This window comes from Actinomadura rupiterrae (genome assembly GCF_024172125.1).
GTDB lineage: Bacteria > Actinomycetota > Actinomycetes > Streptosporangiales > Streptosporangiaceae > Spirillospora > Spirillospora rupiterrae.
The window spans coordinates 236,394-251,827 of sequence record NZ_JAMZEA010000008.1; the positions used below are offsets into that span (position 1 = coordinate 236,394).

At 71.5% G+C, this 15,434-nt stretch carries 12 protein-coding genes and 1 pseudogene; 5 read left to right on the forward strand and 8 right to left on the reverse strand.

The genetic code is table 11. The features are described 5' to 3' along the window. Positions 1–118: 118 nt before the first annotated feature. Entirely contained in the window at positions 119–1,177 is a 1,059-nt protein-coding gene (locus tag FHU30_RS28505) for a ligand-binding sensor domain-containing protein (protein WP_253879877.1), read from the reverse strand. 192 nt (positions 1,178–1,369) lie between these two features. Between FHU30_RS28505 and FHU30_RS28510 the strand changes: the two genes are divergently transcribed. After that, a complete protein-coding gene (locus FHU30_RS28510) occupies positions 1,370–2,467 on the forward strand; it encodes a DUF5954 family protein (RefSeq protein ID WP_253879879.1) in 1,098 nt (365 codons plus the stop codon). A gap of 43 nt (positions 2,468–2,510) precedes the next feature. Here the strand turns inward: FHU30_RS28510 and FHU30_RS28515 are convergent, their stop codons facing one another. Together FHU30_RS28515 and FHU30_RS47275 are read right to left on the reverse strand one after the other, a co-directional pair. Next, the gene (locus FHU30_RS28515) at positions 2,511–2,990 is read right to left on the reverse strand and encodes a hypothetical protein (RefSeq protein ID WP_253879881.1); all 480 of its coding nucleotides are present in this window, start codon (positions 2,988–2,990) and stop codon (positions 2,511–2,513) included. A 73-nt stretch (positions 2,991–3,063) separates the two neighbouring features. Next, positions 3,064–4,797 carry an RICIN domain-containing protein gene (locus FHU30_RS47275; protein WP_253879883.1) on the reverse strand — a complete coding sequence of 578 codons (1,734 nt, stop codon included), beginning with the start codon at positions 4,795–4,797 and terminating at the stop codon, positions 3,064–3,066. A gap of 185 nt (positions 4,798–4,982) precedes the next feature. On the opposite strand from FHU30_RS47275, the gene FHU30_RS28525 reads away from it, so the two are divergent. Continuing rightward, on the forward strand, positions 4,983–5,981 hold the full coding sequence (locus tag FHU30_RS28525; protein ID WP_253880357.1) for a LacI family DNA-binding transcriptional regulator: 999 nt from the start codon (positions 4,983–4,985) through the stop codon (positions 5,979–5,981). Positions 5,982–6,152: 171 nt separating this feature from the next. Here FHU30_RS28525 and FHU30_RS28530 read toward each other — a convergent pair whose 3' ends face one another. Beyond that, positions 6,153–7,283: a GDSL-type esterase/lipase family protein gene (locus tag FHU30_RS28530; RefSeq protein ID WP_253879884.1), complete on the reverse strand. Its 1,131-nt coding sequence runs from the start codon at positions 7,281–7,283 to the stop codon at positions 6,153–6,155. Between the two features lie 264 nt (positions 7,284–7,547). Here FHU30_RS28530 and FHU30_RS28535 point away from each other — a divergent pair, with 264 nt between their 5' ends. Beyond that, positions 7,548–8,948: an MFS transporter gene (locus tag FHU30_RS28535; RefSeq protein WP_253879886.1), complete on the forward strand. Its 1,401-nt coding sequence runs from the start codon at positions 7,548–7,550 to the stop codon at positions 8,946–8,948. Positions 8,949–9,014: 66 nt separating this feature from the next. On the opposite strand, the pseudogene FHU30_RS28540 reads toward FHU30_RS28535, so the two are convergent. Both FHU30_RS28540 and FHU30_RS28545 read right to left on the reverse strand, forming a co-directional pair. After that, positions 9,015–10,436, reverse strand: a pseudogene (locus FHU30_RS28540) (FAD-binding oxidoreductase). Next, the gene (locus FHU30_RS28545) at positions 10,433–11,173 is read right to left on the reverse strand and encodes a TetR/AcrR family transcriptional regulator (RefSeq protein WP_253879888.1); all 741 of its coding nucleotides are present in this window, start codon (positions 11,171–11,173) and stop codon (positions 10,433–10,435) included. The pseudogene FHU30_RS28540 and the gene FHU30_RS28545 overlap by 4 nt, the downstream one beginning before the upstream one ends. Before the next feature lie 104 nt (positions 11,174–11,277). Between FHU30_RS28545 and FHU30_RS28550 the strand changes: the two genes are divergently transcribed. Together FHU30_RS28550 and FHU30_RS28555 are read left to right on the forward strand one after the other, a co-directional pair. Then, positions 11,278–12,111, forward strand: a complete 834-nt coding sequence (locus FHU30_RS28550) for an alpha/beta fold hydrolase (RefSeq protein WP_253879890.1) — start codon at positions 11,278–11,280, stop codon at positions 12,109–12,111. Positions 12,112–12,140: 29 nt separating this feature from the next. After that, a complete protein-coding gene (locus FHU30_RS28555; RefSeq protein WP_253879892.1) occupies positions 12,141–12,779 on the forward strand; it encodes a class I SAM-dependent methyltransferase in 639 nt (212 codons plus the stop codon). Between the two features lie 10 nt (positions 12,780–12,789). On the opposite strand, the gene rnhA is transcribed toward FHU30_RS28555, so the two are convergent. Both rnhA and FHU30_RS28565 read right to left on the reverse strand, forming a co-directional pair. Continuing rightward, positions 12,790–13,242, reverse strand: a complete 453-nt coding sequence (gene rnhA / locus FHU30_RS28560) for a ribonuclease HI (protein WP_253879894.1) — start codon at positions 13,240–13,242, stop codon at positions 12,790–12,792. Between the two features lie 85 nt (positions 13,243–13,327). After that, complete coding sequence (locus tag FHU30_RS28565) at positions 13,328–15,370, reverse strand: phosphocholine-specific phospholipase C (protein ID WP_253879896.1); 2,043 nt, start codon at positions 15,368–15,370, stop codon at positions 13,328–13,330. Positions 15,371–15,434 lie beyond the last annotated feature (64 nt).

Genomic DNA, 15,434 nt, shown 5'->3' on the forward strand with positions numbered 1-15,434 from the left:
CGTGCCAGTACATGGACGTGAAGCCGCACACGAACACCGTCGCGTTCGACGACATGGACGGCGTGACCGCCAAGTGCTACGGCGGATCGCACGTCCTGTGCGGGATCGTCTGACCGGGTCAGCCTGTGGTGAGGACGGCCGGGTCGGGGCCTTTCGCGGCGCCGGCCCAGACCGTGCCGGTACCGGGGACGGCGGCCACCGAGCGGATCGCGACTCCGGACGGCGTGGTGACCTTGGTCCAGGTGCTCCCGGTGAGCCGGTAGAGGGACTCGTCGGGGCCGTTGCGGACACCGATCCATGGGGTTCCGGTGCCGTCCACATCGAGGGCGAAGGTCTCGCCGCCGGACGGAACGGGAGTCTGCGTCCACGAAGCGCCGTTCCAGTGCGCGACCGAGTGCGTCATGGTGATCCACACGTCGTCGGCCGCGCGCGGGACGATGTGGGTGACGATCTCCGTGGCGGACGGCGGAGCGGGGAGTTCGCTCCAGGCGCGGCCGTCGTAGCGGTAGATCGCCGGGGTGCCGCGGCCGCCTCCGCCGAGGTCGCGGTCCTTCGCACCGACGGCCCAGACCGCGTCGGCGGCCGGAGCCTTGAGGTCCCAGATGTACTTGAGGTCGGACGGCGCGGGGACGCGCGTCCAGGTGCCGCCGTCACCCTGGTAGATGCTGTATTTGCCCAGGTAGTCCGGGGAGTCGCCGGTGACGATCCACGCTCCGCCAGTGCCGACGTCGAGGTTCGCGACTTTCGCGCCGTCCGGAACCGGGGATTTCTGGAAGGCCGTCCCGTCGAAGCGCGCCAGGAAGCCGGGCTGCGTGTAGTCGCCGCTGATCCAGGTGCGTCCGGCGGCGCTGCGGACGTGCCCGATGCCGCCGTTGCCCGTCCACCCGTTGATCGGGTACTCGCGCCATCCGGACCCGGTCCACCGCCGCACGACCGGGTTGCCGTTGCTCTGCACGACGCACGAGTCGGCGAACGGGATGCAGACGTAACCCTGGAGTCCGGCGAACCAGACGTTGTCGGGCCCTCCTGCGGCGACGTCGTCCACCCCGGCGGCCGACCAGAGGAACGGCAGGCCGACGGTGTGCAGGGACGGATCGGCCGCGGACGCGGCGGGAGCGGTCGCGAGCAGGGCGGCCAGAGTGACGCCGGCCGCGCCCGCGCGGAGCATGCGCTTCATGATCGCCACCCTGTCTTAGCCAGCGCCCACTGGCAAGGTCATGACCACGACCGGCCGCCACCGCCCCGAACCGCCGATCCGGAACCTCCGCCGGACGCGTGGGATTTGGGGAAATCTTTGAATCGACGCACACGAAGGGTGCCGGTAGCGTCACCATGAGTTCATGAACACTCGCGAACGGCTCGTCCGGCGGTGAAGGCGTTCCCGCTCATGCGCGGCTACGACACGATCAACGTCCGCGCGGACCTGGAGCCGATGGCGGCCATGCGCGACGCGGAGCTCGGGGAGCGGATCCGCGCGTTCCCCAAGATGCTTCCCGGCGGCTCGCCGGACTTCGCCGTCGCCGAGCAGGTCGGCGACGAATGGCGCCTCCTGTGCAGCGGGGCGAACGACCCGGCCTCAGCGCGCATCGACCTGGCCTCGAAGCTCCGCTGCTCCGCCGAGCCCGAGTCCGAAGCCGAGGCCGACGTCGAACCCGAAGCCGAGTCCGAGGCCGAGTCCGAAGCCGACCCAGCGCCGTTTCTCCCGGACGGGGTGGAGGGTGTTACCGGGGTGCGGCGGGAGGTTGATCCCGGGACGGCGCGGGCGATGCTGGCGGCGGCAGGGCGGCTTGATCCTGAAGAGGGGGAACCGCTCGCGAAGGACGAGTGGGAGATCGGTGACCGGCGCTACCGCATCGTCCGGATCGAGAAGTTCGTTCTGATCAACTCGGACGGGATGGAGCCGCCGAGGTCCAGCGACGCCGAGCCGCCGGACGAGGTGTCGCTGCTGGCCGGGCATCCGATCGATCCGGGCGCACCCGCGGGGTTCTGGGAGGCGCAGATGCGGTTGAACCTCGTCGGGTTCGGGCCGCTATCGGGGTCCGTGCCCGAGCAGGTGGAGGCGGAGGCGAGGCTCGCTTCGCGCACCCATCCGGGTGTGGTGATGCTGCCGCCGACCTTCTCCATCGTCGAGGTCACGGCCGAGGGAGCCTGGAAGCCGCTCACCGGCGGGCACGGGCCGGACAGCGCCAAGGAGCGGTTGAGCGGCCACTTCGTCCAGCTGCTTCCGATGCTGCGCGAGTTCCAGGGCGAGCCGGCGTCCGAGGACGAGCTGGCCGACTGGGCGTCCGCGGCCAAGGAGATCGACGCCGAGCCCGGTCCGGAGTGGAAGCTGACGATCGGCGGCGAACCGCGGCGCTTCCGGATCGTCCGCATCGGCCGGATGCTGCGGGTCGGCCCGGACGGTCCGGAGGCTCCCCGCCCGTCCGACCAGGACCGCTACGGCATTCGACCGCCCCGCGAGGCATAGAACCCAGCTCGCCGAAAGCCGAAGGCCGAAGGCCAGGGCTGAATCAGTCGGGTTCTATGCCGATGTAGTGGGTGCAGTCGCAGTAGGTGCCGCTCGTGGTCTCGATGATGTCGCCTTCCCAGCCGACCGTGGTTTCGGTCAGGTAGGGCGGGCCGAGCACCGTGCAGTGGCCTCTGCCGTGGCCGTGGGACGTCCAGTTGTGTCCGCAGGTCCGGCACCGGTAGGACGTGGTCCCGTGCCAGTCGATCGGACCGCTGCCGCCCGAGGGCATGGAGGGTGCCGAGGAAGGCCGCTCGAAGCGCGCTTCGAGCCAGGTGATCGTCATAGGCAGGACGACCACGAGCCCGAATCCGCCCAGCACATAAGGCCAGTAAGGGACGAGCGCGTGCACGACACCCGCCACGACCAGGCCCAGGGAGGCGAGCAGCGCGAGCGCCGCGGCGATCCCGGCTAGGGCGGCGACCAGGACGAGCACCCGTCCGGACGCCTCGTCCACGCGCTTCAGCCACTTGCCCGTGGGCAAAACGGTCCCTCCCGGAAAGCCCGACCTCACCCCCAACGTACGAGGCGTGAGCGGCTTTCCGGGAGGGCCGTCGTCAAGAGTTCACCGTGAACTTCAGGGTTTGTTCGGCGGCGGTCCGTCCGCCGCCCACGGTGCTGCCGGAGGTGTCGGTCCAGGCGCGGGCGGGCGTGGTCTCGGCGAGGCGCCCGGCGGCCGAGGACATCCCGAGCACCAGGCCGCTGTACCGGTTGACCAGGCGGAACGTCCCGCCGCCGGACGGCACGACCCACCACTGCTGGCCGACGCCCGAACCGTTCGCGGTGACGGTCGGCTTGGCGCCCCACGCGCGTCCGGCCGTCCCGCTGGCGCTGACGCCGAGGGACTTGCCGGTGCTCGCGTTGGTGACGCGGTACGAGCCGTCGCCGTTCGCCGCGAACCTCCAACCCTCCAGCGACGAGCCGGTGGGCACAGCGTCAGAGGTGGTCGCGGAACTGCCCCTGACCTGCGCGAGGACGCGTCCGTTGCCGTTGCCGATCCGGTACGTCCGGGACAGGTCGATCGGCGGCGGGGTGGCCGTGCCTGGCGTGATGGTGACATTCGCGTACTCGCCGTCCGACGACGCGCAGGCGATCGAGCAGTACGACCGGAACGTCTTCCCGACGATGGTGGAGTTCGTCCGGTTCGCGCTGTCCACGAGCCAGCGGTACCAGGACCCGGACGTGTAGCTCCCCGAGTCGCCGATGAGCTGCCACTTCTGCGTCGCGAGGTCGGCCGTCGCGTAGAACCGCTGCGGCGCGGTGCCCTTCACGACCTCGGGCTCGCCGATGTAGAGGCCGAGGTGCGCGTCGTAGGCGATGTTCATGATGAACAGGTCGGACTTCGGCGGCAGCTCGCCCGCGGCGACCTGCTGGTCCACGTTCCCGGTGCTGGACGGGTCGTAGTCGCCGGCGACCGGCGTGTACCCGGACGGGTTGTCCGAGGTCACCGGCACCATGTTGCTCTCCTTGCCGCCGATGCCGGGCTGCGACCAGGAGCCGTCGTACCACTTCGTCCAGGAACCGGACGCCATCTTCGCCGACATCGGCGCGCGCGCGACGTGCGCGAGGCCGCCGTTACTGCCGCCCACGCCGCCCTTCGGGATCACGCGCGAGCCGTAGTAGACGTAGAAGTATCCGGACGCGGCGTCCACGAACAGGCGCGGGTCGCCGTCGCCGTAGTTGTAGGTCTGGTTCGGGAACGCCGCCGTGTCGCCGCGCTTGGTGCTGTACGGCGAGGTGATGGCGTGGCCCTTGATGGTCCAGGTCAGGCCCTGGTCGGTGGAGACGGCGTAGTCGAGCGAGTCGTAGTGCAGGCCGTCCCCGAAAGGTTGCGGCGTGAACTCGTTGTGGACGAGCCCGACCCAGTTCCCCGTGTCCGGGTCGACCCAGGTGCCGACGAGGTCGCAGAAGTTCTTCTGCGAGTACCCGGACCCGGACGGCGCGGCGGTCGCCTCCACGCCGGTCGGGCTGTTGTTGCAGCGCGCCGTCGTGTCGTTGTTGGCGTCGCTGATGGTCTTGGCGCGCGTCGCGTGGTCGAAGTCGGAGCCGGAGTAGAACTCCCAGTAGCGCGGGTCGGTCTTGCCGTAGAGCGAGGCCGACTGCTGGAAGTAGAACGTTCCGTCCTTGTCGGTGAACGCGCTGGCCGGAGTGTCGGTCGGGTAGGCGTAGGTGCCGGTCGAGCCGATGGTGATCGTGTAGCCGGCGGCCGATGCCGCGGGCGCGACGGCCACCGACAGCGCCGCCGCGGCGGTCAGGGTCGTCAGGGATGCGGTGAACCTTCGTGTGGACACACGTGCTCCTTCCGGTCCGTCCCCCGGGTCGGATGTCGTCGTGCCGTGATCGTTCAACCGGACGGTAGGTGAATTTGACCGGTCAAACAAGAGGGATCTCCCCATTCCCTTGACCGGGACCGCAGGACCCGACTACCAATGACAGTGATCTCTTGGACCGGTCAACTGGAGGCCCCGTGGTCACGATGCGCGAGGTGGCCGAGCGCGCGGGCGTCACGAAGCAGACGGTCTCCAACGTCGTCACCGGACGGGTCCGGGTGCGTCCGGAGACCGAGGCGCGGGTGCGCGCCGCCATCGCCGAGCTCGGCTACACCCCGAACCTGGTCGCCCGCTCGCTCGCGACCGGCGCGTCCCGGACGGTCGGGCTGTTCGTCCCGACGGTGACCAACGCGTTCTACTCGGAGGTCGTCGAGGAGGCCGAGAACGTCCTGGAGGAGCACGGCTACCACCTGCTGCTCTGCACCACCCGGCAGGACGCCTCGCGCGCCGCCCGGCACATGGCGAGCCTCGCCAGCCGGTCGGTGGACGCCCTGCTCATCGCGGGTGACGAGGGTCTGGACGACCATCTCCCGCTGCTCGCCGACGCGCGCTTCCCGATCGCGCTGTGCGCCTGGGAGACCGAGATCCCGAGCTCGCTGCCGGTCGTCACGATCGACTACGAGCAGGCGGGCCACCTCGCCGGACGGCACCTGCGCGACCTCGGCCACGAACGCGTCGCCGTCGTGGCGAGCCTGCCCGCGCACGCCGACCGCCTGGACGGCTTCCGGCACGCCTTCGAGCGCGACGGCCTGACCGTCCCGGACGAGATGGTCTTCCCCGTCACCGACCCGACGGCGGCCGGGGGCTTCGCCGCCGCGACGCGGGCGCTCCGCGCGCATCCCGAGCTGACCGCGGTCTTCGCGACCTACGACGTCCTCGCCATCGGCGCGCTGGACGCGGCCCGCACGCTCGGCCGCGCCGTCCCGGGCTCGCTGTCGGTGATCGGCCACGACGACGTGGACGAGGCGCGGCACGTCCACCCGTCGCTGACGACCGTCGCGATACCGAGCCGCGCGATGGCCCGGCAGGCGATCGAACTCCTCCTCCACGCCATCGAGAACGACCGCCCGCCGGTCAACTCGCTCCAGCTCCTGCGCCCCACCCTCGTCCCCCGCGACAGCACCGCCCCAGCACCCAGCCTCTGAGCTAGCCTCCGCGAAACGGCCACGTAATCCAGGGGCCGACCTTCACTCGCTCCGCCAGGCACGCCATCGCGCGCTCCGGCAGGCGGGCGATCGCATGCTCCGCCGGACGAGCTGTCTCCCGCTCCGCCGGGCACGCGGTCACGCGGGTCGGGGCGAGGCGCGGGAGGGCTGCTACCAGAGGTCGGAGAGGTTGACGGTGGCGGCCATGAGGGCGGCGCCGGGGTCGTTGAGGTGCATGCCGTCGCCGGCGTCGAGGTCGGGGCGGATGTGGTCGGGGTTGCCGGGGTCCTCGACGGCGCGGGCGACGTCGAAGATGCCGTCGAAGACGTGCGTGCCGCGGATCCAGTCGTTCACCTCGCGGCGGACGCGGAGGCCGTCGGGGGTGCTGATGCCCTCGTAGATCGCGCCGCCGAACGGGCCGATCGTCGCGGCGAGGACGCGCAGGTCGGCGGCGTGGATGCGGGCCGCCAGCTCGGTGAACCCGGCGATCAGCCCCGGCGCGGTGGCGGCCGGCTCGCCGAGCATTCCGGGCAGGCCGATGTCGTTGATGCCGAAGTTGAGCAGCACGTGCGTCGCGCCCGGCACGGACAGGACGTCGCGGTCGAGGCGGGACAGCGCGTGCTCGCCGATCTCGTCCGTGAGGAGGCGGTTGCCCGAGATGCCGAGGTTCACGACCCAGCCGCGGGCGAGGCGCTCGTTCAGGGCGTCCACGGAGCGGGCGTTGCCGCCGACGGTCGTGCCCGTCCCCTCGAACCAGGAGTCGCCGAACGCCACGGCGACCGGGGTTCCTTCAGGCGCGAGGACGTCGACGCCGGTGACGTAGACGCGCGCTTCGGCGGTTTCGGACGCGTCCAACTCGGTGGATTCGGTCTGGTTGCCCGGCGCGATGAAGGCGTTCTCCATCGGCATGTGCGAGTACGTCGCGGGTTCTGACCCGTCCGGAAGGTAGAGGCTCAGCGCGAGGAGGGTCTTCGCTTCGACCGCGAGCGGCACGTCGTCGCTCACGACCTCGCCACCGGGCGGGATCGTCACCTCGGAACGCCCGTCGAACAGCAGCGCGCGGTCGGTCTCCAGGACGATCGCATCGGCCTTGGCCTGCACGGCGACGCGCGCCGCGCCGATCCGCAGCGGGTTGCGGCCGAACCGGTTGCTCAGCCGCACCCGGATCCGCTCGCCGCCGCCCGCCAGGAACAGCGGTTCCCGAACGGTCTGGTCCGCGAACGTCCTCAGCTCGACGAGCCTCGCCTGCTCGTACGGGCTGAGCACGGCCGTCCGGTAACCCGCCACCCACTGCTGCGCCATCGTCGCCTCGTCTCCTCGCACGGAATTGATCGCCGCAACTCGCCGCATTCCGCCCTGATTCCCGCATGGCCGGACCAGGCCGTCCCAATCGGGACCGGAGGTTCCAACCAGGTGCGGAGGTTTCATCCAGGTGCGGAGGTCCAACCAGGTGCGGAGGTTCCAATCGGGTGCGGAGGTTCCATGACGTCCCGGGTAATCGCCGTGGCGCAGGGGGCGGGAGCAAGCTCAGTGGCATCAGCGACCGACGACTCGCAGGAGCGCGAAATGACCGCCGTCACGGCACCGGAATCGGCACCCGCCCGGGTCTCCGCGCCCGGCTGGGGGACCCTCCTGGTCCTGCTCACCGGGATCTTCATCACGACCCTCGACTTCTTCATCGTCAACGTGGCGATCCCGGCCACGCAGCGCGACCTGCACGCCACCCCGTCGCAGATCGAGTTCGTCGTCGCCGGGTTCGGCGTCGCGCTCGCGGCGGGCCTGATCACCGCCGGACGGCTCGGCGACCTGTACGGGCGCCGCCGGATGTTCTCGATCGGCCTCGCGGTCTTCACGCTCGCCTCGGCCGCCTGCGCCGAGGCTCCGACCGCCGGGACGCTGATCGCCGGACGCGTCGCGCAGGGCGTCGGCGCGGCGCTGCTCATGCCGCAGGTCCTCGGCATCGTCAACACGGTGTACACCGGCGCGGCGCGGGCGAAGGCGTTCAACGCCTACGGCGTCGCGATGGGTTTCGGCGGGGTGTTCGGGCAGCTCATCGGCGGTGTGCTCATCAAGGCCGACATCGCCGGGATGGGCTGGCGCGCGATCTTCTGGATCAACGTGCCGGTCGGCGCGGCCGCGCTCGCGCTGGTGCCGCGGCTCGTTCCCGAGTCCCGCGCGCCGGGCGCGGCCCGGCTCGACCTGGTCGGCACGGTGCTCGCGTCCCTCGGGCTCGTCGCGATCGTGTACCCGCTCGTCCAGGGCCGCGAGCAGGGCTGGCCGATGTGGACGTGGGAGTGCCTCGGCGCCGCGGTCGTGCTGCTCGCCGCGTTCGTCCTCTACCAGCGCCGCGCCGCCGCGCCGCTGGTCGCACCGGCCCTGTTCCGGCACCGCGCGTTCGCCGCGGGCGCGGTCGTCTCGCTCCTGCACGCCATGACGATGGGCTCGTTCTTCCTGATCCTCGCGCTGTACCTGCAGATGGGACGCGGCCTGTCCGCGCTGGAGTCCGGCCTGATCTTCCTGCCGCTCGGCCTCGGGTACTTCGTCTCCTCGGCGCGGGCCGCGGCCGTCACCGAGCGGCTCGGACGGCAGACCGTCGCGGTCGGCGCGCTCGCCATGGCGCTCGGACTCGGCGTCCTCGCGGTCACCGCCACCGAGCTCGGCCAGCACGGCGCGATCGGCTGGATCATCCCCGGCCTGGTCGTCGCGGGCGCCGGGATGGGCCTGGTCATGGCGCCGCTGCCCGCGCTGGCGCTGAGCCGGGTGGACGCCGAGCACGCCGGCGCCGCGTCCGGAGTGCTGAGCACCGCGCAGCAGGCGGGCGGGGCGATCGGGGTCGCGCTCGTCGGGGTGGTCTTCTACGGCGCGCACGGCGGCGTCCCGCACGCCTTCGCCACCGGGCTGGACCTGCTGATCGTCCTGGACGTCCTGGTCGCCGCGCTCGTCCAGGCCCTCCCCCGCACTCGCTGACCGAGACGATTTCGCAAGGCCCCGCCGAGCCCGGCGGGGCCTTTCCCGTTCAGGTACCGATCCCGTTCAGGTGACGAGGTCGGGGTCGGCGCCGATGACCTTGCCGGGGTTGAAGAGGGACAGCGGGTCGAGCGCGTCCTTCACCGCCTTCTGCATGGCGCGGACGCCGAGGGGAAGCTCGCGCTGCATGCCGTGCCGCTTGAGCAGGCCGACGCCGTGCTCGCCGGTGACGGTGCCGCCGACCTCGATGGCCGCGGTGAGAAGCTCCTCGAACGCCGCCTAGGCGGCCGCGCGAGCGGCTTCGTCGCCGGGCGGAGTGATCAGCAGCGGGTGCAGGTTGCCGTCTCCGGCGTGCGCGATCGTCGCGATCCGGACGCCGTGCCGGCGGCCGATCTCCGCGGTGCGGGCGAGCATCGCCGGGACGCGGGAGCGCGGCACGCACAGGTCCTCGGTCAGCACCGGGCCGAGGCGTTCCAGCGCCGGGTAGGCGAGGCGGCGCGCCTGGAACAGCGCCTCCGCCTCGACCGGGTCCGTTGACTGCTCGGCCCACACCGCGCCGCAATCACGGAACGCCGCCGCTACCGCCGTGGCGTCCTCGTCACCGGACGCGCCGGGCGTGTCGATGCTGGCCAGCAGCATCGCCTCGGCGGACGGGTCGATACCGAGGTGCTTCCACTCCTCGACGGTCTCCAGGCTGAACCGGTCGAGCAGCTCCAGCGCGGCGGGGACGAGCCCGCGCGCGGTGACGGCGGCGACGGCGCGTCCGGCGTCCACGAGGTCGTCGAACGCGCCGACGACCGTGCGCGGTGCGTCCCGCCGGGCCGGACGCAGCCGCAGCGTCACCTCGGTGACGATGCCGAGGGTGCCTTCGGATCCGACGAACAGGCCGGTCAGGTCGTATCCGGCGACGCCCTTGGTCGTCCGGCGCCCGAACCGGAGCCGCGTGCCGTACGCGCCGCCCGGCCCGCCGACGACGGCCTCCAACCCGAGGACGTAGTCGCGCGTCACCCCATATTTCAGGCAGCACAGGCCGCCCGCGTTGGTGGCGACGTTCCCGCCGATCGTGGACCAGGGCGCGCTCGCCGGATCCGGCGGGTACCAGAGGCCGTGCTCGGCGACGGCGGCCTTCAGGTCGTCGTTCACCACGCCCGGCTGGACGACCGCGACCAGGTTCTCGGTGTCGATGTCGACGATCGCGTCCATCTTGGACAGGTCGAGGACGAGGCATCCGTCGACCGCGTTCGCGCCGCCCGACAACCCGGTGCCCGCACCTCGTGGGACGACTGGAATCCCCAGTTCCGCGCACGCGGCGACGGCCCGCGAGACCTCCTCGGCGGACGTGGCCCGCAGCGCCGCGACCGCCTTCCCCGCCGGTGCCCATTCCGCCTCGTCATGCCCGAGACCAGCCAGTACGTCAGCGTCCGTGACCAGCCTGGCGCCCGGCAACGCCCGAGCCAGTTCCTCTACAGCCACAACACCGTCCTTCATTTGGGGCCAGCGGATTCGGGTTCGGCACGGCGGTCGGGACGGCGGTCGGGGTGGCGGTCGGCCAGGCCGTCCAGGAGGCAGTCGAGGGCGAAGGCGAAGCGGCGCTCGCTCTCCTGCTCGGGGTCCACACCTGTCGCGGCGGCCATACGTCCGGCCAGCAGGGGGTGGCCGCTCACGGCTTCGCGCAGGTAGGCGGTCGTTGCCTCGTTCCAGGTCGCGTCCGGGTCGCTGAGCGCGTCCCGCCAGGCGAGCTCGGCCAGGACGGCCCCCACGACGTGGTCGTTGACGACGGCGAGCGCGGCGTCCAGGTCCGCGTCGGCGAACCCGGCGCGGGACATGAGCTGGAGCCCGGTCTCCGCCAGCGCGAACGCGTTCGGGCCGAGGTTCGGCCGGACGGTCAGCTCCGACAGCACCCACCGGTGCCGGAGCAGCATCGCCCGATGGCTGCGCGCGAGATCGCCGACCGCGCGCCGCCAGTCCTTCTGCGCGGGGTCGGCGGTCACCTCGCCCAGGACGTGGTCGAGGGCGAGTTCGAGCAGCTCGTCCTTGGTGCGGACGTACCAGTACAGCGATCCGGCGGTGACGCCGAGCTCGGTGGCGACGCGGCGCATCGACAGGGCGCGGTGGCCGCCCGCGTCGAGCAGCGCGACCGCGACGGCGACGATCCGGTCCCGGTCGAGCTGCCGGTCGCGGGGTGGACGGTCCGGCCGGAGCCAGACCGAGTCAGAGGGCGGCACGCCGTCCACGCTACCGGCAGCCCGGCGGCCGGGGTTGACTCCGGTGCCCGGCATCTCCTATACAAGGTTTAATATTATTGAACGTCGTTTAAGGAGGTGGGGTCATGTTCCGGGCCAACGGGGAGCTGCCGGGCGAGGTCCATGCCCGCGTTCTCGGTCCCGCGGACGCGCCGCGCGCGGTGTTCGTCCACGGGTCGATGAGCTGGGGGGACGATCCGGTGTCCGGCTTCGCGGCGCAGGAGGCGCTGGCGGAGCGGTTCCGGCTCGTCCTGATGGACCGGCGCGGGCATGGCGGGAGCCCCGACGCCGGGCCCGCGTTCCGCAGCGACTACCTCGCCGACGCGGACGACATCGCCGAGCTGCTGGACGGCGGCGCGCACCTGGTCGGCCACTCGTACGGCGCGGTCGGAGCGATGATGGCCGCGGCGCGGCGGCCCGAGGACGTCCTGTCGCTGACGCTGATCGAGCCCGGCTGCTACCAGGCCGCAGCGGACGATCCGCAAGTCGCGGCGGCTTTGCAAGCCAACCGCGAGGCATACGCCGACTTCCCCGAATTGACGCCCGCGCAATGGTTGCGTGCCGCGACCGACTCCGTGGGCATGCCGCCTATGGAACCGACCGAACAGCGCTTGCGCGCGGCGGGCAGCGCACTGAACGAGCGCGTCTGCTGGGAAGCCGGAATTCCCGTGCCCGCACTACGGATCGCGTCCTTCCCCAAGCTCATCGTCTCCGGGACATGGGAGACCGCGCCCGACCTCTACCGCGAGCGCGGCGCTGGGCCGCTCCTCGCGTGCGCGCGCGTTACGGCTGAACGCATCGGCGCCCGGCATGTGTCCGTTCCGGGCTCGGCGCACTATCCCCACGTGGACGCGCCCCAGCACCTCAACGACATCCTCGCCGCCTTCTGGGAAGCGTCCGCCATCGCCTCACGCGCATAGTGCCCTGTTGCGGTGACTACGGTGTGCTGGTGGACGAGCGTGCGGTGGTGCGAGAACTCACCCGGACTGCATCACCCCCGCTGGTGCCGGAGGTGCGGCTGCGGCTCGCGGAGGAGCCCTTCGCCACCTGGACGGCCACGCGCGCCGACGATCCGCCCTTCTGGGCCTTCGCCTGGGCGGGCGGGCAGGTGCTCGCGCGGTACGTCCTCGACCATCCGGACGTGGTGGCCGGACGTCGCGTCGCGGACATCGCCAGCGGATCCGGACTCGTCGCGATCGCGGCGGCTCTCGCGGGCGCCGCGCACGTGACCGCCTTCGACGTCGATCCGCTCGCTCGGACGGCGGCCACGGAGAACGCCGCGCTCAACGATGTCGTCGTCGAAGTCGTCCAGGCCGACGTGACGAGGACGCCAGGTCTGCACGAAGCGCTCCAGACCGCGGACGTCGTGCTGGCCGGGGACGTCTGCTACGACCCCGACATGGCTCCGCCGATGCTCGCCGCGCTGCGCGCCTGCGCCGCGCGGGGCGCGAAGGTGCTGGTAGGAGACCCGCACAGGCCCTACCTGCCGCGCGGGCTGGCGTCCATCGCCGAGTACGACGTCCCCGAGACCGGCAATCTCGAAGAACGCGACACCACGCGCGCGGCCGTCTTCGTCCTCCGGAACTGACGCGGAACCCCTAGGCGGACGAGCGGGCGCCGAGTTCGGTGCGTCCCAGCGTCGCGAGCTCGTCGGCGCGCTCGTTGCCCGGGTCGCCGGCGTGGCCCTTCACCCAGAACCATTCGACCTGGTGGCGCTGGACGGCCGCGTCGAGCCGCCGCCACAGGTCCTCGTTCTTGACCGGTTTGCGGCCGCTCGTCTGCCAGCCGTTGCGCTTCCAGGAGTTCATCCACTGCGTGATGCCCTGCCGGACGTACTGGCTGTCGGTGTGCAGCCGCACGCGGGACGGCCGCCGGAGGTGTTCGAGCGCCTCGATCGCGGCGGTCAGCTCCATCCGGTTGTTGGTGGTGTCCGCCTCGCCGCCGCGCAGCTCCTTCACGTGCGGGCCGTAGCGCAGGACCGCGCCCCAGCCGCCCGCTCCCGGGTTCGGGCTGCACCCGCCGTCGGTATGGATGATCACAGAATCGGGCAACGCGGCTCCAGCGGACGGGCGATCGACGCCGGACACCTTACCGTCCGGCGCCGGTCGCTCTCCGTAGACCCCGCGGTGGGAACCGTCAGCGGGCGTTCAGGGCCGGGTCGCTGAGGCTCGGCCGGCCGGTCTCGACGTGCCCGGCGAGCCGCCGCAGGTAGGACGGGTCGCCCGGCACGGTGACGGTCACGTCGTACCAGGACGCGGACCGGTGCAGCCGGACGGTGTGCGTGGCCTTGTGCCCGGCCTTCACCGTGTGCGTGACCGCCTTGAGGCCCTCGTAGGCGTCCGCGATCGCGATCTCCACGGCCGTCGAACCGTGGTTGGCGACCGTGATGCGCAGATCCGAACCGGACTTCGCGACGGTGACCTCGGGGGCCGCCTTCGTCGTGTCGCCCTTGAACTGGCGCAGGAACCCGTTCGGCCCGTACACCGCCAGCTCGTACGCGCCCGCGAACGTCCAGGTGTCGGCGAGCTTCTTGCCCGCTTCGACCGTGTAGGTCCACGGGCCGTCCGTCCGCGCGGACGAGGTGACGTAGAAATTCGCGCCCACCTTCGTCCCGGACGCGAAGTTCACCGTGACCTTGGACGGCGCGACCGACGCCGTGACGTCCAGCGCGTACGGCAGTGGACGCGCGTACCGGGTGCCCGCCTCCTGCTTCGGCATCGCCGGGATGCCGGGCGCCTTGATCGGGTAGCTCGGGTGCCGGTTCTTGTCCGGCGGGACGTAGCCGCCGGTGGACGGCAGCGGAGCGGGCTTCGGGTCGGGCGTCCGGGCGAAGTCGAACGCGGACGTCAGGTCGCCGCAGACCGCGCGCCGCCACGGCGAGATGTTCGGCTCGCGCACGCCGAAGCGCTTCTCGATGAACTGGATCACCGAGGTGTGGTCGAAGGTCTGCGAGCAGACCCAGCCGCCCTTGCTCCACGGCGAGATCGCGAGCATCGGCACGCGCGGCCCGAGCCCGTACGGGCCCGCCGGACGGCTCGCGTTGCCCGGGAACACCTCGTACGTGCTGTCCGCCGTCGAGAGCCCCTGGTTCGCCGAGGCGGGCGCGAAGGCCGGGACGACGTGGTCGAAGAAGCCGTCGTTCTCGTCGTAGGTGATGAGCAGGACGGTCTTGCTCCACACGTCCGGGTTGGAGGTCAGCGCGTCCAGCACCTGGGCGATGTACCAGGCGCCGTAGTTGACCGGCCAGTTCGGGTGCTCGGAGTAGGCCTCGGGCGCGGTGACGTAGGAGACCTGCGGAAGCCGGCCGTTCTTGACGTCGTCCTTGAGGACGTCGAAGTACGTGCCGCCCTGCTTGATGGTCGTGCCCGTCCGCGCCTTCTCGTAGAGCGCGTCCCCCGGCTTGGCGTTGCGGTAGTTGTCGAAGTAGAGCAGCGACGTGTCGCCGTAGTTGCCGATGAACGGGTCGCTGGTCCATCCCCAGGACCCGTTCGCGTCGAGGCCGTCACCGGTGTCCTGGTAGACCTTCCAGGAGATCCCGGCCTTCTCCAGGCGCTCGGGGTAGGTCGTCCAGCCGTAGCCCTTCTCGTCGTTGCCGAGGACCGGGCCGCCGCCCTTGCCGTCGTTGCCGACGTAGCCCGTCCACATGTAGTAGCGGTTCGGGTCGGTCGCGCCGATGAAGGAGCAGTGGTAGGCGTCGCAGATGGTGAAGGCGTCGGCGAGCGCGTAGTGGAACGGGATGTCCCGGCGCTCCAGGTGCGCCATCGTGTTGACGCCCTTGGCCGGGATCCACTGGTCGTACCGACCGTTGTTCCAGGCCTTGTGGCCGCCGTTCCAGTCGTGGTCGAGGCCGGGCAGGTACTTCATGCCGAGGTCGTCGACGTCCGGGCGGAACGGCAGCACCTCGGTTGAACCGTTCTGCTGGTGCCAGACCGTCTTGCCGCTCGGCAGGACGACCGGACGCGGGTCGTTGAAGCCGCGCACGCCGCGCAGCGCGCCGTAGTAGTGGTCGAAGGACCGGTTCTCCTGCATCAGGACGACGATGTGCTCGACGTCCCTGATCGTGCCGGTGCGGCGGTGCGCCGGGATGGCGGCGGCCCGCGCGATGCTCTCGGGCAGCATCGTCAGCGCGGTCGCGCCACCCGCGATCTGGAGGAACCTGCGGCGGTTCACGGCGGTCATGGCACGTCTCCTCACGGAGCGAACGGCACACGGGCAAATGCGCACACATGCACCAAGCGGGGGA

Coding starts and splice junctions, on each gene's coding strand:
- FHU30_RS28550 (WP_253879890.1), top strand. CDS start 11,278: ATGTTCCGGGCCAACGGGGAGCTGCCGGGCGAGGTCCATGCCCGCGTT.
- FHU30_RS28525 (WP_253880357.1), top strand. CDS start 4,983: ATGCGCGAGGTGGCCGAGCGCGCGGGCGTCACGAAGCAGACGGTCTCC.
- FHU30_RS28505 (WP_253879877.1), bottom strand. CDS start 1,177: ATGAAGCGCATGCTCCGCGCGGGCGCGGCCGGCGTCACTCTGGCCGCC.
- FHU30_RS28565 (WP_253879896.1), bottom strand. CDS start 15,370: ATGACCGCCGTGAACCGCCGCAGGTTCCTCCAGATCGCGGGTGGCGCG.
- FHU30_RS28535 (WP_253879886.1), top strand. CDS start 7,548: ATGACCGCCGTCACGGCACCGGAATCGGCACCCGCCCGGGTCTCCGCG.
- FHU30_RS28530 (WP_253879884.1), bottom strand. CDS start 7,283: ATGGCGCAGCAGTGGGTGGCGGGTTACCGGACGGCCGTGCTCAGCCCG.